This is a genomic window from Micromonospora sp. C31 (genome assembly GCF_018070575.1).
In the GTDB taxonomy this organism is placed as follows: domain Bacteria; phylum Actinomycetota; class Actinomycetes; order Mycobacteriales; family Micromonosporaceae; genus Micromonospora.
Genome location: NZ_JAGPXN010000010.1, coordinates 98,740 through 119,627, shown reverse-complemented (window position 1 = coordinate 119,627; position 20,888 = coordinate 98,740). Strand labels below are relative to the sequence as shown.

The 20,888-nt window shown below is 73.8% G+C and carries 17 protein-coding genes, 1 tRNA gene and 1 pseudogene; 9 read left to right on the top strand and 10 right to left on the bottom strand.

The annotated features are described in order from the left end of the window. The first annotated feature begins 109 nt into the window (after nt 1-109). The 5 genes from KBX06_RS15655 (at nt 110) to KBX06_RS15635 (ending at nt 6,716) form a co-directional block, all read left to right on the top strand. Nucleotides 110-1,894: an N-acetylglutaminylglutamine amidotransferase gene (locus tag KBX06_RS15655; protein WP_210835413.1), complete on the top strand. Its 1,785-nt coding sequence runs from the start codon at nt 110-112 to the stop codon at nt 1,892-1,894. Nucleotides 1,895-1,896: 2 nt separating this feature from the next. Beyond that, the gene (gene ngg, locus KBX06_RS15650; protein WP_210835409.1) at nt 1,897-3,726 is read left to right on the top strand and encodes an N-acetylglutaminylglutamine synthetase; all 1,830 of its coding nucleotides are present in this window, start codon (nt 1,897-1,899) and stop codon (nt 3,724-3,726) included. Beyond that, nucleotides 3,723-4,916: an osmoprotectant NAGGN system M42 family peptidase gene (locus KBX06_RS15645; protein WP_210835408.1), complete on the top strand. Its 1,194-nt coding sequence runs from the start codon at nt 3,723-3,725 to the stop codon at nt 4,914-4,916. Before ngg ends, KBX06_RS15645 begins: the two co-directional genes overlap by 4 nt. Nucleotides 4,917-5,262: 346 nt before the next feature. Continuing rightward, a complete protein-coding gene (locus tag KBX06_RS15640) occupies nt 5,263-6,192 on the top strand; it encodes a ribonuclease Z (RefSeq protein WP_210835632.1) in 930 nt (309 codons plus the stop codon). Further along, nucleotides 6,189-6,716 carry a GNAT family N-acetyltransferase gene (locus KBX06_RS15635; protein WP_210835407.1) on the top strand — a complete coding sequence of 176 codons (528 nt, stop codon included), beginning with the start codon at nt 6,189-6,191 and terminating at the stop codon, nt 6,714-6,716. Before KBX06_RS15640 ends, KBX06_RS15635 begins: the two co-directional genes overlap by 4 nt. Nucleotides 6,717-6,750: 34 nt before the next feature. On the opposite strand, the gene KBX06_RS15630 is transcribed toward KBX06_RS15635, so the two are convergent. Next, nucleotides 6,751-8,121 carry a cystathionine beta-synthase gene (locus KBX06_RS15630; RefSeq protein ID WP_210835406.1) on the bottom strand — a complete coding sequence of 457 codons (1,371 nt, stop codon included), beginning with the start codon at nt 8,119-8,121 and terminating at the stop codon, nt 6,751-6,753. 77 nt (nt 8,122-8,198) lie between these two features. Further along, nucleotides 8,199-8,555: a YkvA family protein gene (locus tag KBX06_RS15625; protein ID WP_210835405.1), complete on the bottom strand. Its 357-nt coding sequence runs from the start codon at nt 8,553-8,555 to the stop codon at nt 8,199-8,201. A 150-nt stretch (nt 8,556-8,705) separates the two neighbouring features. On the opposite strand from KBX06_RS15625, the pseudogene KBX06_RS15620 reads away from it, so the two are divergent. The 3 genes and pseudogenes from KBX06_RS15620 to KBX06_RS15610 all read left to right on the top strand — a co-directional run. After that, nucleotides 8,706-9,781 (top strand): annotated as a pseudogene (locus KBX06_RS15620) (SGNH/GDSL hydrolase family protein); the annotation flags it as partial. Further along, nucleotides 9,755-10,558, top strand: a complete 804-nt coding sequence (locus KBX06_RS15615) for an SGNH/GDSL hydrolase family protein (protein ID WP_210835400.1) — start codon at nt 9,755-9,757, stop codon at nt 10,556-10,558. The pseudogene KBX06_RS15620 and the gene KBX06_RS15615, both read left to right, overlap by 27 nt. A gap of 194 nt (nt 10,559-10,752) precedes the next feature. Continuing rightward, nucleotides 10,753-12,015 carry an acetyl-CoA C-acetyltransferase gene (locus KBX06_RS15610; protein WP_210835398.1) on the top strand — a complete coding sequence of 421 codons (1,263 nt, stop codon included), beginning with the start codon at nt 10,753-10,755 and terminating at the stop codon, nt 12,013-12,015. Between the two features lie 67 nt (nt 12,016-12,082). On the opposite strand, the gene KBX06_RS15605 is transcribed toward KBX06_RS15610, so the two are convergent. From KBX06_RS15605 to KBX06_RS15595, 3 genes are all read right to left on the bottom strand, one after another. Beyond that, nucleotides 12,083-12,403, bottom strand: coding sequence for a hypothetical protein (locus KBX06_RS15605; protein WP_210835630.1), 321 nt, complete (start codon nt 12,401-12,403; stop codon nt 12,083-12,085). A 275-nt stretch (nt 12,404-12,678) separates the two neighbouring features. After that, nucleotides 12,679-13,494, bottom strand: a complete 816-nt coding sequence (locus KBX06_RS15600) for a Bax inhibitor-1/YccA family protein (RefSeq protein ID WP_210835396.1) — start codon at nt 13,492-13,494, stop codon at nt 12,679-12,681. 110 nt (nt 13,495-13,604) lie between these two features. Beyond that, nucleotides 13,605-13,685 (bottom strand) — tRNA-Leu (locus tag KBX06_RS15595). A gap of 102 nt (nt 13,686-13,787) precedes the next feature. Between KBX06_RS15595 and KBX06_RS15590 the strand changes: the two genes are divergently transcribed. Next, nucleotides 13,788-15,617: a hypothetical protein gene (locus KBX06_RS15590; protein ID WP_210835393.1), complete on the top strand. Its 1,830-nt coding sequence runs from the start codon at nt 13,788-13,790 to the stop codon at nt 15,615-15,617. A 180-nt stretch (nt 15,618-15,797) separates the two neighbouring features. Here the strand turns inward: KBX06_RS15590 and KBX06_RS15585 are convergent, their stop codons facing one another. From KBX06_RS15585 to KBX06_RS15565, 5 genes are all read right to left on the bottom strand, one after another. After that, a complete protein-coding gene (locus tag KBX06_RS15585) occupies nt 15,798-17,129 on the bottom strand; it encodes an NAD(P)/FAD-dependent oxidoreductase (protein WP_210835390.1) in 1,332 nt (443 codons plus the stop codon). Nucleotides 17,130-17,233: 104 nt separating this feature from the next. Continuing rightward, on the bottom strand, nt 17,234-17,794 hold the full coding sequence (locus KBX06_RS15580; RefSeq protein ID WP_210835387.1) for a hypothetical protein: 561 nt from the start codon (nt 17,792-17,794) through the stop codon (nt 17,234-17,236). Nucleotides 17,795-17,849: 55 nt separating this feature from the next. Then, nucleotides 17,850-19,256, bottom strand: a complete 1,407-nt coding sequence (locus KBX06_RS15575; protein ID WP_210835385.1) for a DUF58 domain-containing protein — start codon at nt 19,254-19,256, stop codon at nt 17,850-17,852. Continuing rightward, nucleotides 19,256-20,260 carry a MoxR family ATPase gene (locus tag KBX06_RS15570; RefSeq protein ID WP_210835383.1) on the bottom strand — a complete coding sequence of 335 codons (1,005 nt, stop codon included), beginning with the start codon at nt 20,258-20,260 and terminating at the stop codon, nt 19,256-19,258. Before KBX06_RS15570 ends, KBX06_RS15575 begins: the two co-directional genes overlap by 1 nt. Beyond that, nucleotides 20,260-20,844 carry a hypothetical protein gene (locus KBX06_RS15565; protein ID WP_210835381.1) on the bottom strand — a complete coding sequence of 195 codons (585 nt, stop codon included), beginning with the start codon at nt 20,842-20,844 and terminating at the stop codon, nt 20,260-20,262. Before KBX06_RS15565 ends, KBX06_RS15570 begins: the two co-directional genes overlap by 1 nt. Nucleotides 20,845-20,888: the final 44 nt, after the last annotated feature.

Genomic DNA, 20,888 nt, shown 5'->3' with positions numbered 1-20,888 from the left:
ACCATGAGCAACACGTGCCGTGGCCAAATCAGGCAGTGTAGCAAATCTTCAAGAAACCGTTATCATCCCAACGGGCAATGCTCGCTGCCCTCTGGCAGCATTGCCTGGCATGTGCGGACTTGCGGGAGAGTTCCGCCGTGACGGCTCACGCGCCGACGTGGCGACGGTGGAGCGCATGGCGGCCACGATGAGCGACCGGGGGCCCGACGACAGCGGCGTCTGGGCCCAGGGCCCGACGGCCCTCGGGCACCGACGCCTGAAGATCATCGACCTCTCGGCCGCGAGCGGGCAACCGCTGGTCGACCCCGGCGCTGGGCTGACGGGCGTTTTCAACGGCTGCATCTACAACTACCGCGAACTGCGTGCGGAGCTCCAGGCAAAGGGCCACCGGTTCTTCTCCTCGGGCGACAGCGAGGTAGTGCTCAAGGCGTACGCCGAGTGGGGGCTCGACTTCGTCGACCACCTGATCGGCATGTTCGCCGTGGCGATCAGCGAGCGGGACACGGGCCGACTGGTGCTGGCCCGGGACCGGCTCGGCATCAAACCGCTCTACCTGGCCGAGACGCCCGGCGCGGTGCGCTTCGCCAGCACCCTGCCCGCGCTGCTGGCCGGGGGCGGCGTCGACACGGACATCGACCCCGTCGCGCTCGCGCACTACCTGAGCTTCCACAGCATCGTGCCGCCGCCACGCACCATCCTGCGCGGCGTCAAGAAGCTGCCCCCCGCGACCGTACGGGTCTACGAGGCGGACGGCCGCACCTCGGAGCGGGTCTACTGGGACCCGGCCTTCACCCGCTCCGCCGAGCGGGCCGGCTGGTCCGAGAAGGACTGGCAGGACGCCCTGCTGGAGTCGCTGACCACCGCCGTACGCCGGCGGATGGTGGCCGACGTGCCGGTCGGCGTGCTCCTCTCCGGCGGCCTGGACTCCAGCCTGGTGGTCGCCCTGCTCGCCGGCGAGGGCCAGCGCGGGCTGTCCACCTTCTCCATCGGCTTCGACGCCGTCGGTGGCCGGGAGGGCGACGAGTTCCGCTACTCCGACCTCGTGGCGAAGACGTTCGACACCGACCACCACCAGATCCGGGTGGCCGCCGCCGACCTGGTGCCGCCACTGGAGGCGGCCGTCGCCGCCATGTCCGAGCCGATGGTCAGCCACGACTGCGTGGCCTTCTACCTGCTCAGCGAGGTGGTCGCGCAGCACGTCAAGGTGGTCCAGTCCGGCCAGGGCGCGGACGAGATCCTCGGCGGCTACCACTGGTACCCGCCGCTCGCCCGCGTCGGCCGCGACCAGGCCCTCGACACGTACGCCGGGGCCTTCTTCGACCGGGACGCGGCCGGGCTGGCCCGGGTGCTGAACCCGGCCTGGCTGACCGGCGGCGACCCGGCGCGGGAGTTCGTGGCGGCCCACCTGGGCCGCGCGGGCGCGCAGACCGCGGTCGACGCCGGCCTGCGGATCGACACCCAGGTCATGCTGACCGACGACCCGGTCAAGCGGGTGGACAACATGACGATGGCGCACGGGCTGGAGGCCCGGGTGCCGTTCCTCGACCACGAGTTCGTCGAGCTGGCCGCGAGCTGCCCGCCGGAGCTGAAGCTGGCGCAGGGCGGCAAGGGGGTGCTCAAGGAGATCGGCCGCCGGGTGCTGCCGCACGAGGTCATCGACCGACCGAAGGGCTACTTCCCCGTGCCGGGCCTCACCCACCTGGAGGGCAAGCTCCTCGACCGGGTACGCGACGCGCTCTCCGCGCCCGAGGCCCGCCGCCGTGACCTGTTCCGCGCCGACTACGTCGACGCCCTGCTCGCCGACCCGAATGCCGAACTGACCCCGTTGAACGGAAACAAGCTGTGGCAACTCGGACTTCTGGAAATGTGGCTCCAGAGCCACGGAATCGACTGAGCGTGAGCGACACCCTCGCGACCGGGGTGGCCCGGGCGGATCAGGTGCGCGGCCGGACCCGGCGCTACGAGCGCGTCGGCCCGGGCGGCGACCCGATCGCGGCGGCCGTCGGCACCACCACCGAAGCCGACGGCGCGGTCGGCGGTAGCGCCGGCGTGGTGCTGGACTGCGGCTGGGGCCGGCTGGTCTTCGGCCAGACCTTCGCCGACCAGGCCGCCGTCGCCGACGTGCTGCGCTCCGAGGCCGCCGGCGCCCGGGACATCTGCATCTACCTGCGTGACCCGCACGTGCTCGTGTCCCGGCTGCCCGACGAGTTGTTCATCGACCCGTCGCTGACGTACCGGCTGCCGCTGGACGGTGCGCTGCCCGAGAACGTCGCTGTTCCGGGCCTGACGATCCGGCCGCTGCGGGACGCGGCCGACGCGGAGGCCGTCAACCGGATCTACGCGGCCAACGGCATGGTCACCGCGCCGGTCGAGGTGCTCGTCGACAACGCCGGCACCGACCGCTTCCTGCACCTGGTGGCGGAGAACGTCGCCGGTGAGATCGTCGGCACCATCACCGGCGTGGACCACGTCGCCGTCTTCGAGGACCCGAACCGCGGCGCCAGCCTCTGGTGCCTCACCGTGGACTTCAACGCCGCTCCGCCCGGCACCGGCCAGGCCCTGATCACCGAGCTGGCGGCCCGGCTGGTCGACCGGGGGCGGGCCTTCGTGGACCTGTCCGTGCTGGCCGAGAACGTCGGGGCGATCCGGCTCTACGAGCGGCTGGGCTTCTACCGCACCTCCACGTTGTGCGTGAAGCGGAAGAACCCGATCAACGAACGGCTCTTCCTGCCCGCCATGCCGGAGGGGTACGACCTTCTCAACCCGTACGCGAAGATCGTCGCCGACGAGGCGATGCGGCGCGGCATCCGCGTCGAGGTGACCGACCCGGCCTGGGGCGAGCTGCGGCTCACCAGCGGCGGGCGGACCATCCTCACCCGCGAGTCGCTGTCCGAGCTGACCTCGGCCGTGGCGATGAGCCGCTGCGACGACAAGCGGGTCACCCGGCGGATCCTCGCCGAGGCGGGCCTGCGCGTGCCGCGGGGCCGGACCGCGACGGGGGACGGTGCCGACCCGGCGTTCCTCGCCGAGGTTGGCCACCTGGTGGTCAAGCCGGCCCGGGGCGAGCAGGGCAACGGCATCACGGTGGGTGTGCGTACGCCCGAGGCGCTGACCGCCGCCGTGGCCCTGGCCGCCCGGTTCTGCCCGGAGGTCCTGCTGGAGGAGCTGTGCACCGGCGAGGACCTGCGGGTCGTCGTCATCGACCACGAGGTGGTGGCCGCGGCGGTCCGCCGGCCGGCCGCCATCACCGGCGACGGGGTACACGACGTCGCCGAGCTGATCGAGCGGCAGAGCCGCCGTCGCGCCGCCGCCACCGGGGGCGAGTCCCGCATCCCCGTCGACGACATGACCCGCGAGGTGGTCGCCGAGGCCGGGTACGGGATGGACGACGTGCTCCCCGAGGGCCAGGTGCTCGTCGTCCGCCGGACCGCCAACCTGCATACCGGCGGCACCATTCACGACGTCACCGCGGAGCTGCACCCGACCATCGCCGAGGCGTGCGTGACGGCGAGCCGGGCGCTGGACATCCCGATCACCGGACTGGACCTGCTGGTGCCCGCACCGGACCGGCCCGAGCACGTCTTCATCGAGGCGAACGAGCGGCCCGGTCTGGCCAACCACGAACCGCAGCCGACCGCCGAGCGCTTCGTCGACCTGCTCTTCCCGGGCACCCGGGCACCTCAGCGACTGTGGTCCCCGCCCGGTGCGGCAAGCTCAGGGACATGACCGCACGCAAGCCCGTTCCGCTCACGCTCGACATGGACTATCTACGCCAGGTGCTGCTGGAGCTGCTGGAGATCCCGAGCCCGTCGGGGCGTACGGACCACGTGCAGCAGTACGTCGGCGAGCGGCTCTCCGCGCTCGGCATCCCCTCCACGCTGACCCGGCGCGGCGCGCTCAGCGCCTGTCTGCCCGGCCCCCGCTCCACCGGCGCCGACCGGGCGATCGTGGTGCACACCGACACCATCGGCGGCATGGTGAAGCGGCTGAAGGAGAACGGCCGGCTGGAGCTGAAGACGATCGGTACGCACAGCGCCCGGTTCGCCGAGGGCGCCCACGTACGGATCTTCACCGACGACCTGGAGCGGGTGATCACCGGGCAGGTGCTGCCGCTGAAGGCCAGCGGCCACCGCTACAACGACGACGTGGACCTTCAGGGCGTCGGCTGGCAGCACGTCGAGGTGCGGGTCGACGAGCAGGTCGAGGACATCGCCGGGCTGCGTGCCCTCGGCATCGACGCGGGCGACTTCGTGGCGTTCCTGCCGAACCCGACGATCACCCCCAGCGGGTACGTCAAGTCCCGGCACCTGGACGACAAGGCCGGCGTGGCCGCCGTCCTCACCGCGCTCAAGGCGATGGTCGACGCCGGCGTACGCCCGGCGGTCACCGCGCACCTGCTGGTCACCGTCACCGAGGAGATCGGGCACGGGGCGTCGCACGGGCTCGACCCGGACGTGGCGGAGATCGTGTCGGTGGACGCGGCGGTGGTGGCGCCCGGCCAGCAGTCCCGTGAGGACGCGGCCACCCTGGCGATGGGCGACGGGGTCGGGCCGTTCGACTACCACCTGACCCGCAACCTCGCCTCGATCGCCGCCGAGCACGGGGTGGGCCTGGTCCGCGACGTCTTCGAGTACTACCGCTCCGACGTGGCGGCGGCCGTGGAGGCCGGGGCGCACGCCCGGGTGGCGCTGCTCGGCTTCGGCGTGGACGCCACCCACGGGCACGAGCGCACCCACCTGGAGGGCCTGCGTCAGCTCACCCAGTTGCTCTGCCTCTACCTCCAGAGCGACCTGGTCTTCCCCGAGTGGGACGCCGAGCCGGAGGGCGACCTGGCCGACTTCCCGTCGCTGGCCGTGCAGCCGGCCAGCGAGGAGGGCCCGCGCGAGGGGCCGATCGGCATCGCCGAGAACGCCTGAGCGCCGGCCCGCCATTCCCCGACCTCGTGTGATCGAAATCCGTTGCCCGGGGCGCGGAGGGTGGATAGCGTGGCGGTACACGGGAAAGGAGGTGGTCCAGACTTGTATAGCAATCGGACTCGTGAGGTGGCTGTCCGCTAGCCGCTGTCCTCGACAGTGAAAACCACGTCCGCCGCGAGGCGGGCATGCACGATCGTCGAGACCGTGTGGCAGCGGTGCGGCGAAACCACGACAGCCACCCGACCCCCGGGGTGCCGGCCCAGTCCAGCCGGCCCGCGCATCAGCGCGGAAGCCCCGGGGGTCGACCCTTTCCACGGGTCGGGTGGCGACGCAGCCGGAGGTCACCGTGTCGATGCGCGAGCTGGTGGTGCTCGGGACGGCCAGCCAGGCCCCGACCCGGCAGCGCAACCACAACGGGTACGTGCTGCGCTGGGACGACGAGGTGATCCTCTTCGACCCGGGCGAGGGCAGCCAGCGGCAGCTCCTGCACACCACCGTCACCGCCACCGACCTGACCCGGATCTGCGTCACCCACTTCCACGGCGACCACTGCCTCGGCCTGCCCGGCACCATCCAGCGGCTCTCCCTCGACCGGGTGCCGCACCCGGTGGCGGTGCACTTCCCGGCCGGCGGCGCGGAATACTTCGCGCGCCTGCGGCACGCCTCCAGCTTCCACGAGACCGCCGAGCTGCGCGTCGAGCCCGTCGACGCCGACGGGCAGCGCATCGCGCTGGGCGTCGGCACGCTGGAGGCCCGGCGGCTGCGGCACCCCGTCGAGACGTACGGCTACCGGCTCGTCGAGCCCGACGGCTGCCGGATGCTGCCGGAGCGGCTGGCCGCGTACGGCATCGCCGGGCCGGCGGTCGGCGAGCTGATCCGCGTCGGCCACCTCGATGTCGGCGGGCGCCGCGTCACCCGCGAGGAGGTGAGCGTGCCCCGACCCGGGCAGCGCTTCGCCTTCGTCATGGACACCGGCCTCTGCGACGGGGTGTACGCCCTCGCCGAGCACGCCGACCTGCTGGTCATCGAGTCGACGTTCCTCGAGTCGGAGGCCGCGCTCGCCGCCGAGGTCGGTCACCTCACGGCGGGCCAGGCCGCGCGGGTGGCGGCCGAGTCGGGGGTACGCCGGCTCGTGCTCACCCACTTCTCCCAGCGGTACGCCGACCCGGCCCGTTTCGCCGACGAGGCCCGCGCGCACTTCGACGGCGACCTGGTCATCGCCGAGGACCTGACGACCGTGCAGGTCCCGCCCCGGCGGGTAGCCTCGGCCGGGTGACGCTCACCCTGCGCCCCGCCACCGTCGACGACCTGCTGGCGGTGGGGGCGCTGCACCAGCGTTCCCGGGTCGCCGCCTACTCGGCCTTCCTGCCGGCGGAGGCGCTGGCCGACCCGACGGCCGAGGCGATGGGCGCCTACTGGACCGAGCGGTGGACGTGGGAGCGCGACGAGCACCGGATGACCGTGGTCGAGCGCGACGGCCGGCTGGTCGGGTTCAGCTACCTCGGCCCGGACGACGAGGGCGACCCGGCGACCGGCCTGCTCAACGCCATCCACCTCGAACCCGCCGAGCGCGGCCTGGGCACCGGCCGTGAGCTGATGGTCGACGCGCTGGACGCCATGCGCGCACGCGGCTGGTCCCGCGCGGTGCTCTGGGTGCTGCGGGACAACGCGCACGCCCGCCGTTTCTACGAGCGCGGCGGCTGGACCACCACCGGCACCGCTCGGGACGAGCACGTCGGCCCGGTGGCCGTGCCCCAGCTCCGCTACGCCCGCCAGGTGTTAGGAAGAGCCCCTTGTTAACGCTATGCGTTAACAAGGGGCCCTTCCTAACACGTCAGCGCGCGCCGAGGTGCGCCAACAGGTCCTGGCGGGTGAGGACGCCCTTGGGCTTGCCGTCGACCAGCACCAGGGCGGCGTCGGACTTCTCCAGCAGGCCGACCGCCTCGCTCACCGGCTGCCCGCCGCCGATCATCGGCAGCGGCTCGGCCATGTGCCGCTCGATGGTGTCGTGCAGGTGCGCCTGGCCGGTGAAGAGCGCGTCGAGCAGGTCCTTCTCGGCGATGGACCCGGCCACCTCGCCGGTGACCACCGGAGGCTCGGCCTTGAGCACCGGCAGCTGCGAGACGCCGTACTCGCGCATGTAGTCGATCGCGTCGCGGACCGTCTCGGTCGGGTGCACGTGCACCAGCTCGGGCAGGCCGCCCGGCTTGCCGGCGAGCGCGTCGGCGACCGTCGGCTCCGTGCCGGAGTTGTCGAGGAAGCCGTACCGGGCCATCCAGCCGTCGTTGAAGATCTTGGACAGGTAGCCCTTGCCGCTGTCCGGCAGCAGCACCACGACCACGTCGTCCGGGCCGGCCTTGCGGGCCACCTCCAGGGCGGCCACCACGGCCATCCCGCAGGAGCCGCCGACGAGCAGCCCCTCCTCGCGCGCCAACCGCCGGGTCATCTCGAAGGACGCCTTGTCGGAGACCTCGATGATCTCGTCGGCGACACCCCGGTCGTACGTCTCCGGCCAGAAGTCCTCGCCGACGCCCTCGACCAGGTAGGGCCGGCCGGTGCCGCCGGAGTAGACGGAGCCCTCCGGGTCGGCGCCGACGACCTGCACCCGGCCCTCCGAGGCCTCCTTCAGGTAGCGCCCGATGCCGGAGATGGTGCCGCCGGTGCCGACGCCCGCCACGAAGTGGGTGAGCTCGCCCCCGGTCTGCTCCCACAGCTCGGGGCCCGTGGTCTCGTAGTGCGAGCGCGGGTTGGCCGGGTTGCTGTACTGGTTGGGCTTCCAGGCGCCGGGGATCTCCCGGGCCAGCCGGTCCGAGACGTTGTAGTAGGAACGCGGATCCTCCGGGGCCACGGCGGTCGGGCAGACCACCACCTCGGCGCCGTACGCGCGCAGCACGTCCTGCTTGTCCTGGCTGACCTTGTCGGGGCAGACGAAGACGCACCTGTAGCCCCGCAGCTGCGCCACCAGCGCCAGGCCGACGCCGGTGTTGCCGCTGGTCGGCTCGACGATCGTGCCACCCGGCTGGAGGAGGCCCGCCTTCTCCGCGTCCTCCACCATCCGCAGGGCGATCCGGTCCTTCACCGAGCCGCCCGGGTTGAGGTACTCCACCTTCGCCAGGACGGTGGCCTGGATCCCGGCCGTGACGTTGCGCAGCCGTACCAGCGGGGTGTTGCCGATCAGCTCGACGACGTTGTCGTAGTACCGCACCTCGTTGTGCCCTTCTCCTCCGGCGCCGCCGGCGACGGCCGGGCAGACGTCTTCTCGACGCCCCAGGGTACGTGGGTTCAGGACGCCACGTGTCCGGGGATCACCGAGCTGCGCCGGGCCTCCCACTCCAGGAACCGCTCGGTCTCGGCCAGCACGCTGCCGGCCAGCCAGGTCACCATCACCGCGTCGTCGGCCAACCCGAAGATCGCCAGCGGGATCTCCGGGATCAGGTCGATCGGCGAGACGATGTACGCCGTCGCCGCGGTCATCAGGGCCAGCCGCAGGCCGCCGTCGTACTCCCCCCGGGTGGTCGCCCGGATCATCCTTGGCAACGCGCCCAGCCGCGCCCCGAGCGACGGCCCGCCCCGCGCCCCTGCCGCGAGCGCCCGGGCCAGCGCGCTGAACGCCGCCGTCCGCTTCAGTGTCTTCCCCATGTTCGGCCCCTCTCCACGTGCCAGGATGACGCGTCGGCGCAACCCGTCTGCCGGGTCAGCCGTACAGGTACCCAGGACCGCCCACTTCCAGCCACCGACGAGCCGACACGACGACAGCGGCGTGTCGTGCCGGCGCGATAATGTCGCTGTATGGGGGTCGCTGGTTCCGCCGTCCCGGCCGGTCCGCGCTGGCAACGCGCCCGGCAGGTCGCCCGCCTCGCGGCGATCGGCACAGGCGCCACCGCCGCGGCGGCGGTCGCGACCGGCGGTGTGCTCCTCGGGCAGGCCCGGCAGGCCCGCCGCACGATCCCGATGGCGGAGGCTCCGCCACCACGCTGCGACGGCGTCTACGGCGCGAAGCTGCCCGGCCCACCGGTGACGGTCGTCGTGCTGGGCGACTCGTCGGCCGCCGGCTACGGCGTGCACCGCCGGCGGGAGACACCCGGCGCGCTGCTCGCCACCGGCCTGTCCCGCCGCCTGCAACGTCCCGTCCGGCTGCACCGCTTCGCCGTGGTCGGCGCCATCTCGGCCGTGCTGCGCCACCAGGTGGAGGCGGCGCTGGAGTGCCGGCCCGACGTCGCGGTGATCCTGATCGGCGGCAACGACGTGACCAACCGCACCCCGTTCGGCCTGGCGGTGCGCTACCTGGTCGATGCGGTCCGCACGCTGCGCACCGCCGGCTGCGAGGTGGTCGTCGGCACCTGTCCCGACCTGGGCACGATCCAGCCGATCCGGCCGCCGCTGCGCTGGCTGGCCCGCCGCTGGGGTCGGCAGCTCGCCGCCGCGCAGACGGTGGCCGTGGTCGAGGCCGGCGGCTGGACGGTCTCCCTCGGCGACCTGCTCGGGCCCCGGTTCGCGGCCGAGCCGACCCGGATGTTCACCTGGGACCGGTTCCACCCCTCGGCGGAGGGCTACGCGGTGGCCGCCGCCGCGCTGCTGCCGACCGTGCTCTCCGCGCTCGGCGCGGGGCAGGAACGGCGTCCGACCCTCCTGCGGGGCGAGGGCGTACGGTCGCTGCCGCAGGCCGCCCAGGAGGCGGCCCGACACGCGGGTACCGAGGTCAGCGGCACCCGGGTCCGGGGCCGCGAGCGCGGTCCCGCCGGCCGGTGGGCGCAGTTGCGCCGACGGGCCTTCTTCGGTGTCGGCGCGGTGCCGCAACGTGGCCCCGCCGCCGACTCGTCCACACTGGAGGAACTGGCATGAGCGAGCACTTCACCCCCTCGGGGCTCGCCAACCGACTGGGCCGGGCGGCGACGTTCAGCATCATCGCCGGCACGGTCGGCGGCGCCGCCGTCCTCGCCGGTCAGGCCTTCGTCGCCCGGCACCGCCGGTACGCCCAGCCGGAGCTGGCGCTCGCCCTGCGCGCCACCGTCGGGCGTGCCGACGCGCCGCCGCTGCGGCTGGTGCTGCTCGGCGACTCGTCCGCCCTCGGCGTCGGGGTCGGCCGTCTCGACGAGACCATCGGCGGGCAGCTGGCCAACCTGCTGGCCGAGGGCCCGAACGGCCGCCGGGTGCACCTGTCCAGCGTCGGTGTCTCCGGCTCGCGCTCGACCGACCTGGCCACCCAGGTGGCCCGGGCGCTGCTCGGCGAGCGTCCCGACGTGGCGGTGATCCTGATCGGGGCCAACGACGCCACCACCCTGCGTCGCCCGGTGGAGGCCGCCGCCTACCTCGGCGCGGCCGTGCACCGGCTCCGCGAGGCCGGGGTGGAGGTCGTCGTCGGCACCTGCCCCGACCTGGGCGCCGTACGCGCGATCGCGCCGCCGCTGCGCAACGTGGTCGGCTGGTCTGGGCGGCGGGTGGCCCGCGCCCAGACGGCGGCGGTGCTCGACGCCGGCGGCACGGTGGTCGACCTCGCCAGCGAGACCGGGGCGGTGTTCCGGGCCGACGCCGGCACGCTGTGCCACGACGGCTACCACCCCTCCGCCGACGGCTACCGGGTCTGGGCGCACGCCCTGCTGCCGGCCGTCGCCGCCGCCGCGGCGGTCGCCTCCCGGCACTGACCAGCCGACCATCGCCCCGGCCCGGACCAGCCGACCGCCGACGCTCAGCAAGACCAGCCGACCGCCGGCCCCGGAACGCGACGCTCTCGCCGATGCCGACGGGCCGACGGTTTCGCTCGCGACGGCGCGGGCGTGACATTTCCCGGCCGGCCGGCAGCTTCCACCCGAAGTTACCGACGGGTTAACGTTGGCTCATGCCGACTGAGTCGTCCCGCGACGCCGTCATCGTCGCCACCGCCCGCTCTCCCATCGGCCGGGCGCACAAGGGGTCCCTGCGCGACGTCCGCCCGGACGACCTCGCCGCGACCATCGTGCGGGCCGCCCTGGACAAGGTTCCGCAGCTCGACCCGGCCGAGATCGACGACCTCTACCTGGGGTGCGGCCTGCCCGGCGGCGAGCAGGGCTTCAACATGGCCCGGGTCGTCGCCACCCTGATGGGCCTGGACACGTTGCCCGGCGCCACGCTCACCCGCTACTGCGCGTCCTCCTTGCAGACCACCCGGATGGCGATGCACGCGATCCGGGCCGGCGAGGGCGACGTGTTCGTCTCCGCCGGCGTGGAGGTCGTCTCCCGGTACGCCCGCGGCAACTCCGACGGGCTGCCGAAGGAGGCGCAGGCGCTGGTCGGCGGCGGCTGGGAGAACCCGCGTTTCGCCGCCGCCGCCGAGCGTTCCCAGGCCCGCGCCCAGGGCGGGGCCCCCGTCTGGACCGACCCGCGCGAGGCCGGCGAGCTGCCGGACATCTACCTGAGCATGGGGCAGACGGCCGAGAACCTGGCCCAGGTGTACGACGTGAGCCGCGCCGACATGGACGAGTTCGGCGTACGCAGCCAGAACCTCGCCGAGAAGGCGATCGCCGAAGGCTTCTGGGCCCGGGAGATCACCCCGGTCACCACGCCGGACGGCACGTCGGTCGGCACCGACGACGGCCCGCGCGCCGGGGTCACCCTGGAGGGCGTCGCCGGGCTGAAGCCGGTGTTCCGCCCCGACGGCCGCGTCACCGCCGGCAACTGCTGCCCGCTCAACGACGGCGCCGCCGCTGTCGTGATCATGAGCGCCCAGCGGGCCCGGGACCTCGGGATCACGCCGCTGGCCCGGATCGTCTCCACCGGCGTCACCGCCCTCTCACCGGAGATCATGGGCCTCGGCCCGGTCGACGCCACCCGGCAGGCGCTCAAGCGGGCCGGGATGACCATCGACGACGTCGACCTGGTGGAGATCAACGAGGCGTTCGCCGCGCAGGTGATCCCCTCCTACCGCCAGCTCGACATCCCGCTGGAGAAGCTGAACGTCATGGGTGGCGCGATCGCCGTCGGGCACCCGTTCGGCATGACCGGTGCCCGGATCACCGGCACCCTGCTCAACGCCCTGGACTGGCACGACAAGACGATCGGCCTGGAGACCATGTGCGTGGGCGGCGGCCAGGGCATGGCCATGGTCGTCGAGCGCCTGAGCTGAGCGGCCTGCTCCGAGCGTGCCTCGCCGCCGGGCCGGAGCTTCGGCCGGTCGCGCGCCGATCGTGCAGCTAGAGGATCTCGCGGGTCGCCGTCACCTCGGCGGCGGCCCGCGCCAGCACCTCCGGCGGCGGGGCGGCGGCGACCAGGTCGGCGGCCACCACCCGGAGCTGGTCGGGCAGCGCCAGGTCGTTGTCGAGCCGGGGCACCGTCCGCCGGGGCCCGCCCTCCGCGTCGGCGGCCCGGTTGGCGATCTCCTGCACCAGCCGGTGCACGAGATCGGCGCGGGACACGTTGCCACCGGCGGCCGTGGCCGCCCAGCGGGGCTGCTGCCAGTGCCCGACCTGACGCACCAGCAGCTCCACCGCCCGCCCCAACTCCCCCACGCTCACCCCGCCGAGTCTACGGACCACCCAGTCCACCCCAGCCGTCCCACCCGGCTAGGCCCCAGCCCCCAGCCCTGGCCCAAGCCCCGGCCAAGCCCAAGCCCCCGGCCCCCGGCCCCCGGCCCCCGGCCGGCGATCATGAGGTCGGCAGCGGGATCGCGATCAACTCCGCCGCGAACCTCATGATCAACGCCCCGGAGAGGCCGGCGGGACCGGGCTTGGACGACCGGCGCCCGCCCTCGCGGGTGCGGGGGCGGGCGCCGGTCGTTCGCGGGTGACGGTCAGTCGTCGCCCTGGAAGTAGCTCAGCAGGCGCAGGATCTCGATGTAGAGCCAGACCAGGCTGACCAGGATGCCGAAGGCGGCAACCCAGGAGTAGCGCTGGGGCAGGCCCATCCGGACACCGTCCTCGACCTCCTTGAAGCTGAGCACGAAGCTCAGCGAGGCGACGACGATGCAGACCAGGCTGAAGCCGATCGCCAGCGGGCTGCCGTCACGCAGCCCGGTGTTGACGCCGAAGAGCGCGAACACGAGGTTGATCAGCATGACGGCGAAGAGACCCGCCATCACGGCGATCATGCCCTTGACGAACTTCGGGGTCGCCCGGATGACCTTCGCCTTGTAGAGCATGGCCATCACGAAGAAGACACCGAAGGTGGCGGTCACCGCCTGGACCACGATGCCGTCGTAGAGCGAGTTGAAGAACTTGCTGACCATGCCGACGAAGACGCCCTCGACGACGGCGTACGCGACGACCAGCGCCGGGTTCGCCATCCGGGAGAACGAGATGATCAGGCCGAGGACCAGGCCGACCACCGCCGCGCCGATCCAAGCCGCGCCGAGCAGGGCGTCGGGCACCAGCACCCAGGCGGCCGCGGCGGAGACGCCGAGGATGCCGAGGAGCGTGACGGTCTTGACCACCACGTCGTCGATCGACATGGTGTCGACGGTCGGCGGGGCCGCCGGGTAGCCGGCCTCCGTCGGGTACTGCTGGGGATAACCGGGCTGTCCGTACGGCCCGGTCGGGGCGTACCCGGCGGAGCGCTCCCGCTCGGCCGCCTGGCCGAGCCGGGCGAGCACCGGGTTCGAAGTCTTCACTGTCAGGCCTCCCTCAGGGGGTCGTTGCACGTGAACGTGCACCCACAAGAGTAAACGCCCAGGGCAGTCCAGTGGAGATCGCCAAGCTGAGCGGAAGCTGAGAGTGGGCGTGCCCGGGGCGGGGGTCGAACCCGCACGCCTTGCGGCAGCCGCTTTTAAGGCGGCCGTGTCTGCCGTTCCACCACCCGGGCGGGCGACACCGCGCGGGTCGACACGCGTGGTGCAGTGTCACGGTAGCGGTTCGGCGACGACCCGGCGTACCCCGGCGTCCGGGTCGCACTAGGGTCGAGACCGTGAGCAGCGCAGCCCCCACGGCCCCCGACGCCGTCCCTGACCAGGCTGTCCTCGTCGTCGACCGGTCCGCCCGCCGGCTCCGGCCGGCGCGCCTGCTGACCGCCGTCCGCCGGCACCGGACGGACATCGCCGTCGCCCTGATCTTCGTGGCGCTGGCCGGTTGGCTCACCCACGGGCTCTGGCCCGACCCGGCGGCCCGGGTCCTGGCGCTCAACCCGGAGGACCAGGCCCTCTACGAGTGGTTCCTCGCCGTCGACTCGCGGGCGCTGCTCGGCGACTTCGACCTGCTCACCGGGCGGCTCAACGCGCCCGACGGGGTCAACCTCATGACCAACACCACGGTCATCGCGCTCGGCGTGCTCCTCGCCCCGGTGACCCTGCTGCTCGGCGCGCCGGTCACCTTCGCCCTGCTGGCCCTGGCGAACCTGGCCGGCACCGCGATCGCCTGGTACCTGCTCTTCACCCGGGTCCTGCGCGCCCGCCCGGTCGCCGCCGCGCTCGGGGCGGCGCTCTGCGGCTTCGGCCCGGGGATGGTCTCGCAGACCAACAGCCACCTGCACATGACGGCGCAGTGGCTGGTTCCGGTGATCGTCTGGCTCGTGGTCCGCCTGCTGCGGGCCGCCGACCCGGGCACCGCCGGCGGGCCGGACCGCCGACGGGTGGTCAGCTCGGCCGTCGGCCTGGCGGCGGCCGTCACGGCGCAGGTCTTCGTCGGCGAGGAGGTGCTCTTCCTCTGCGCGGTCACGCTGCTGGTGATGGCGGTCGCCTACGCGGTGGCGGACCGGAACCTGGCCCGCCGCGCCCTGCCCCGCTTCGCCGGCGGGATGGCGCTCGCCAGCGGGCTGGCCCTGCTCGTACTGGCGTGGCCGCTCTGGTTCCAGTTCGCCGGCCCGCAGGGCGTCGCGGACGGCATGTTCAGCCCGCACTACTTCTCCGCGGACCTGCGCAGCTGGTGGACGTTCTCGCCGCTGTCGGTCGCGGGCGACGACGGGTCCGCCCGGCTGACCACCGGGCCGGCCGAGTACAACACCTTCCTCGGGCTGCCCCTGCTGCTGGTCGCCGCCGCCTGCGCGCTCTGGCTCGGCCGTCGCCCCCTGGCCGTCGCGTGCGTGGTCGGCACGCTGGTGACGGGGGCGCTGTCGCTCGGTCCCCGGGTGGTCGTCGACGGTGCACGCAGCGCCGTGCCGGGCCCGTACGCCCTGCTCTCGGGACTGCCCGTGGTGGACGGCGCGCTGCCGATGCGGTTCGCCCTCGCGGTGCTCCCGCTGATCGCCACGCTGCTGGTGCTGGCGGTCGACCGGGCGCTGCGCGGCGCCGGCCTGGCCCGCCGCCTGGTGCCGGCGGCGGTCGGCGTGGCACTGCTGCCGCTGCTGCCGACGCCACTGCCCACCGCCGAGCGTCCGCCGCTGCCCGAGTTCGTCACCGGCGGGCACTGGCGCCAGTGCGTCGAGCCGGGCGGCGTGCTGGTGCCGGTGCCGCTCGCCACACCCAAACAACCGTGGCCGATGCGCTGGGCGACCGCCGCCGACGCGGCGTTCGGCATGCCGGAGGGCTTCTTCATCGGTCCGTACGGCCGGGGCGGCACGGCGGCGATGGGCACCTACCCGCGGCCCACCTCGGCCCTGCTGGCCGAGGTCGCCAGGCGCGGCGGGCTGCCGGTCGTCGACGACCGGCAGCGCCGGCAGGCCGCCGAGGACGCCGACTTCTGGGGCGCCTCCTGCGTGGCCCTGGCCGTCGACACCCCGCACGCCGACAGCCTGCGCGGCACGCTGGAGCAGCTCTACGGGCCCGCGACCCGGCTCGCCGACGCCTGGACCTGGCGCGTCTGACCGCACGCCGGGCCGCGCCCGCGCCCGTCGACCGCCCCGACACGCGGCCTTTCCGCTTGAGAGCTTGGGCGCTTTCGGCCCCTCCAGGGGCCGTCCCACCAAGATCCGGTATTGAAGCGCCGGCCGGACATACGCGAAGCCCTCTCCGCGCGGGGCGGAGAGGGCTTTCGGGTGGCCGGGTCAGACGCGGCCGGCGCCGACCGGTTGGGACGCCTCGGCGAACTCCTCGCGCGGATCGTGCAGCTGCCCCAGGGCGACCACCTCACGCCTGAGGAAGAACGCCAGCGTCCAGTCGACCACGACGCGTACCTTGCGGTTCAACGACGGGATCCGGCTCATGTGGTACGTCCGGTGCATGAACCACGCCGGCCAGCCGGTCATCTTGATCCCGTACACCTGGGCCACGCCCTTGTGCAGGCCGAGGCTGGCGACGCTGCCGGCGTGCTTGTGCTTGTACTCCACCGGCTCCCGGCCGCGCACGACGTTGACGATGTTGTCGGCCATCCGGGCGGCCTGACGGACCGCGTGCTGGGCGCTCGGCGAGCAGTAGTTGCCGGGCTCCTTGGTCAGGTCCGGCACGGCCGCGCAGTCACCCGCGCTCCAGGCGCCCTCGACCACCCGGTCGCCGTCGACCACCTGGAGGGTCGGCAGGCACGTGACCCTCCGCCGCTCGTCGCGGGGGAAGTCCGTCGCGTCCAGCATCGGCGACGGCTTCACGCCGGCCGTCCACACGATCGTGTCGGAGCGGAAGCTGTCGCCGTCGGAGAGCTTCACGACCCCGTCGACGCAGGACTCCAGGCGGGTGTCCAGCCTGATGTCCATGTTCCGCTTGAGCAACTGCTGCACCGTGTAGGCGCCCATGTCCCGGTCGACCTCGGGCAGCACCCGCTGGGTCGCCTCGACCAGCACCCAGCGCATGTCCTCCGGCTTGAGCTCCGGGTAGTACTTCAGGGCGTCCCGGGCCATGTCCTCCATCTCGGCGAGCGCCTCGATGCCGGCGTACCCCCCGCCGACGAAGGTGAAGGTCAGCGCGGAGCGGCGGACGGCCGGGTCCGGCGTCGCGGCGGCGACGTCGAGCCGGTCCAGCACGTGGTTACGCAGGTAGATGGCCTCACCGATGGTCTTGAAACCGATGCCGTGCTCGTGCAGGCCGGGGATCGGCAGCGTCCGGGACACCGAGCCCGGGGCGACGACGACGTGGTCGTACGCGATCTCCCGGGTGGGGCCGCTGATGGGCTGCACCAGGGCGGTCCTGCGGTCGTGGTCGATCCGCGTCACCGCGCCCGCCACCACCTTGCACCTGCGCAACTCCCGCCGCAGCGGCACCACGGAGTGCCGGGGCGAGATGTTGCCGGCCGCCGCCTCGGGCAGGAACGGCTGGTAGGTCATGTGCGGCTGAGGGTCCACCACGACGACCTCGGCCTCACGGGAGCTGAGCTTCTTCGACAGGCGCAGGGCCGCGTAGAGACCGACGTGCCCGGCACCCACCACAAGGATCCGCTTCGGGTTCACGTCAGCTATCTTTCCCCGCGCACCACGGCTAATCCCGTTCGCGCCCCTTCTCTGTGACGGAGCACAACCCCTGTGAGCTGCACGACTTCCGCCGACAGGGGCCGTCACCTGCGGCGCAGCAGCCACCCCAGCAACGCTGCCACCGCCACCGCCACGAGCAGACCGACCATCGTCGCCGCCTGGTGTCCGGCATCACCGCCGACCGCGCCGATCCCGACCAACAGCACCCCGAGGACGAAGGTGGCCAGCAGCACCGCGCCGGCCCGGGCCAGCCACCGCACGATCAGGTCCGGGTCGACCACCGCGTCGTACGGCAGCACGGCGGCCAGCGCGCAGAGGGTGTGGGTGAGGTAGAGCACCGCCGCCACGGCGAGCAGCCGCCAGAGGGTGATCGGCCGGGCGTACCCGTCGGTGGCGACCAGCCAGCCGCCGACCGTGACCAGCGCCGCGAAGGTCGGCCAGACCCGGCGCGGCCCGACCGCCGGCAGCACCGCCACCGCCACGAGGGCGAGCAGCGGCTGGCCGAGGATCACCTCGGACGGGTACGCCAGCACGAGGCCCACCAGCACGGTGAGGAAGATGCCGGCCCGCACCAGCAGCGGCGTCAGGCTGATCCGGACGGCGGCGTACCGCAGCGCCCGGACCCGTTCGGTGAGGTTGGTCACCGGTGCCGCCCTTCGTTCGCGACTGCGGGACTCCGCTGCGCTGCGTTCCTCGCGCTCACCGGCCCACCCTCGGGGCGGTCGCCAGGCGGGCCACGTCCCGCAGCACCTCGTCGAGGCTGCCCGCGCCGGCCCAGCGAACGACCGGCACGCCGTGCTCCCGCAACTGGCCGATCATCGTGTCCCGGTCCAGCCGCCACAGCCGGTACGCCACCTCGGCCCAGCCCCGGTCCTTCGGCGGGGCGAGATCCGCCGGCAGCGTGTCCACCGCGACCACGAACCGCCCGGAGCGGGCCAGCCGGGCCAGCATCTGTGCCGACCGCTCGTCGAGCAGCGGGGTGAGGACCACCACCAGCGCGTCGGCCGACAGCACCTGCGGGCCGAAGACCTGGTCGTACGGCTCGTGCGGGGAGGCCTCCGCCCGCACCTCCAGCAGCCACTCCAGGACCGTGAGGTACTGCCGGCGGCCGGTGGCCGGGCGCAGCCGGCGCGCGGCGGGGCCGTACTCGAGCATCGACACCCGGTCGCCGCGGTGCAGGTAGTGCTCGGCGATCGCGGCGGCGGCCCGGACGGTGGTGTCCAGCACGGAGGCGGCACCGGAGACGCCCCCGGAGCGCCCCGCCTCGGCGAGCAGGTCGAGCAGCACCACCACCTCGGCGTCGCGGTCGGAGAGGGTGGCCGCCACGTGCAGCTGCCGGGTGCGCAGCGACACCCGCCAGTCGATCCGGCGCAGCCGGTCCCCCGGGGCGAAGACCCGTACGCCGGCCAGCTCGCCGCCCTCGCCGGGCCGGCGCGAGTGGTGCGCGCCGACCAGGCCGGCGGCCCGGGGCATCGCCTCGACGGCTTCGAACGGCTCGGTCTTCGGGTAGACCCGCAGCCGGGACGGCTCGGCGATCACGGCGCGGGAGACCAGCAGGCCCTGCGCGACGGCGACCCGGGCGCCCGCCGGGCCGACGGGGTGCCGACCCCAGCGCAGCGCCGTGCCGGTCAGCTCCAGGTCCACCGCCGCGGCGCTCGGGACGGCGGTCACGAAGGGCCGCTCCGCGACGGACGGGGCGGCTGCCGAACGGGGGTGGGACGCCGAGGCCGTCCCGGCGATCGTCGCCCGCTCGACGCGCAGCCACGGTGAGACCCGGCTGCGCACCACCGCCACGTCGTAGTCGAGCAGATCGGGGTTGCCGACGGTGACCGTGGCGGTCAGGCCGCCGCCCTCGACCAGGTGGCCCTCGTCGGCCGAGATCCAGACCTGCGGCGGGGCGGTCGGCCGGCGGCGCAGCGCGTACGCGGTGCCGAGTGCGAACGGGGCGGCCAGCACGACCAGGTCCACCCGGCCGAGCAGCACCCCCGCGATCAGCAGCAGGCCGGTGAGCAGCACCGCCCGGCCGAGCGCCCCGGTGGGCACCCAGCCGGTCGCGGGCGGCGGCCCCGACGACTCGACCCGGGGCGGCACGGCGGGCGCGACCATCAGCGCCCGTGGCCGGCGGCGTAGCTGGGCAGCGCGCCGCTGGCGGGTGCCGGGGTCGCCTCCAGGACCTCGCCGACCACGAAGGACGGGTCGACGCGACGCAGCCACATCTCGGGGCGCAGCGTGATCCGGTGTGCCAGGGCGGGGGCCGCGACCTCCTTGACGTCCTCCGGCACCACGTAGTCGCGGCCGGCCATGACGGCCCGTACCCGGGACAGCAGCAGCAGCGCCAGCGACCCGCGCGGTGAGGCGCCGACCAGCACCGACGGGTGCTCGCGGGTGGCGGCGGTCAGGGCGACGATGTAGCGGCCGACGGAGTCCTCCACCACCACGTCCTCCAGCGCGGCCTGCATGGCGCGCAGGGTCTCGGCGTCGACCACCGGCTTGATCTCCGCCTCCTCGCGGCGGCGGGCCATCCGCCGGCGCAGCACCTCCCACTCCTCGTCGGCCTCGGGATAGCCGAAGGAGACCCGGAGCAGGAACCGGTCGAGCTGTGCCTCGGGCAGCGGGTAGGTGCCCTCGTACTCGATGGGGTTGGCGGTGGCCAGCACGTGGAACGGCTCGTCCAGCTTGTACGTCACGCCCTCCACCGAGACCTGCTTCTCCTGCATCGCCTCCAGCAGGGCCGACTGCGTCTTCGGCGGGGTCCGGTTGATCTCGTCGGCGAGGAGCAGGTTGGTGAAGACCGGCCCGGCACGGAACGCGAACTCGCCGCTGCGCTGGTCGTACAGGAACGAGCCGGTCACGTCGGCCGGCAGCAGGTCGGGGGTGAACTGGAGCCGGCGGAAGTCAAGCCCGAGCGCCTGCGCGAAGGACCGCGCGGTCAGCGTCTTGCCGAGACCCGGCAGGTCCTCCAGCAGCACGTGCCCGCCGGCCAGGATCCCGGCGAGGACCAGTTCCAGCGCGTCCCGCTTGCCGACCACGACCTGACCGACCGCCTCCAGCACCGACCGGGCGAGATGGCCGACCTCGGCGGCGGGCATGCTGCGGTCCACGTCGTTCATCACAGTTTCTCCAGTTCGGCGACGATCGCCGCGAGGTCGCGCGGCGACGGGGGGCGGCGGGAGGGGGTGCCGAGGAAGGTCCAGAGCCGGTCGCCGAGCAGGGCACGGGCCCGCTCCGGGTCGGATTCGCGGGTCAGGCCGTGGCGCTGGCGCAGCCGCTCGTCGGCCAGCTCGCCGATCCGGGGCAGGATCCGCTCGGCGAACCGCTCCCGGTCCTTCCCGGCCCAGTCGAGCGGCCGTTCCCAGCCGTTGATCGCGGCGCGCAGCGCGTCCCGGGCGCCCCAGTTCCAGGTGCCGTCGTCGTCGGCGGCCGGAACCCGGCCGCCGGAGCGGGGCCGGGGCGGGGGCGCCAGCGCGGCGACGATCCGGCGCACCAGGAACAGCGCGACCACCCCGGCCACGAGGACCGGCAGGGAGACCCGGAGGCCCACCACGCGCAGGCCGGCGACGAGCACGACCACGACCGCCGCCACGCCGGCCAGGGTGCGGAACACCCGACCGGCCCGCCCGCCCCGGGACCGCTCGGCGGGCGCCGGCCGCTCCTCCTCGAAGCTGAGCAGGTCGTCGATGCTGGTGCTGCTCACCGCGTCACCTCGCCACGCCGGGCGGACACCGGCCGCACCCCGGC

What these genes read in the sequence shown, in the direction of transcription:
- KBX06_RS15655 (WP_210835413.1), top strand. Translation starts at nt 110, where the DNA reads ATGTGCGGACTTGCGGGAGAGTTCCGCCGTGACGGCTCACGCGCCGAC.
- KBX06_RS15645 (WP_210835408.1), top strand. Translation starts at nt 3,723, where the DNA reads ATGACCGCACGCAAGCCCGTTCCGCTCACGCTCGACATGGACTATCTA.
- KBX06_RS15625 (WP_210835405.1), bottom strand. Translation starts at nt 8,555, where the DNA reads ATGGGGAAGACACTGAAGCGGACGGCGGCGTTCAGCGCGCTGGCCCGG.
- KBX06_RS15615 (WP_210835400.1), top strand. Translation starts at nt 9,755, where the DNA reads ATGAGCGAGCACTTCACCCCCTCGGGGCTCGCCAACCGACTGGGCCGG.
- KBX06_RS15610 (WP_210835398.1), top strand. Translation starts at nt 10,753, where the DNA reads ATGCCGACTGAGTCGTCCCGCGACGCCGTCATCGTCGCCACCGCCCGC.
- KBX06_RS15575 (WP_210835385.1), bottom strand. Translation starts at nt 19,256, where the DNA reads ATGGTCGCGCCCGCCGTGCCGCCCCGGGTCGAGTCGTCGGGGCCGCCG.
- KBX06_RS15570 (WP_210835383.1), bottom strand. Translation starts at nt 20,260, where the DNA reads ATGAACGACGTGGACCGCAGCATGCCCGCCGCCGAGGTCGGCCATCTC.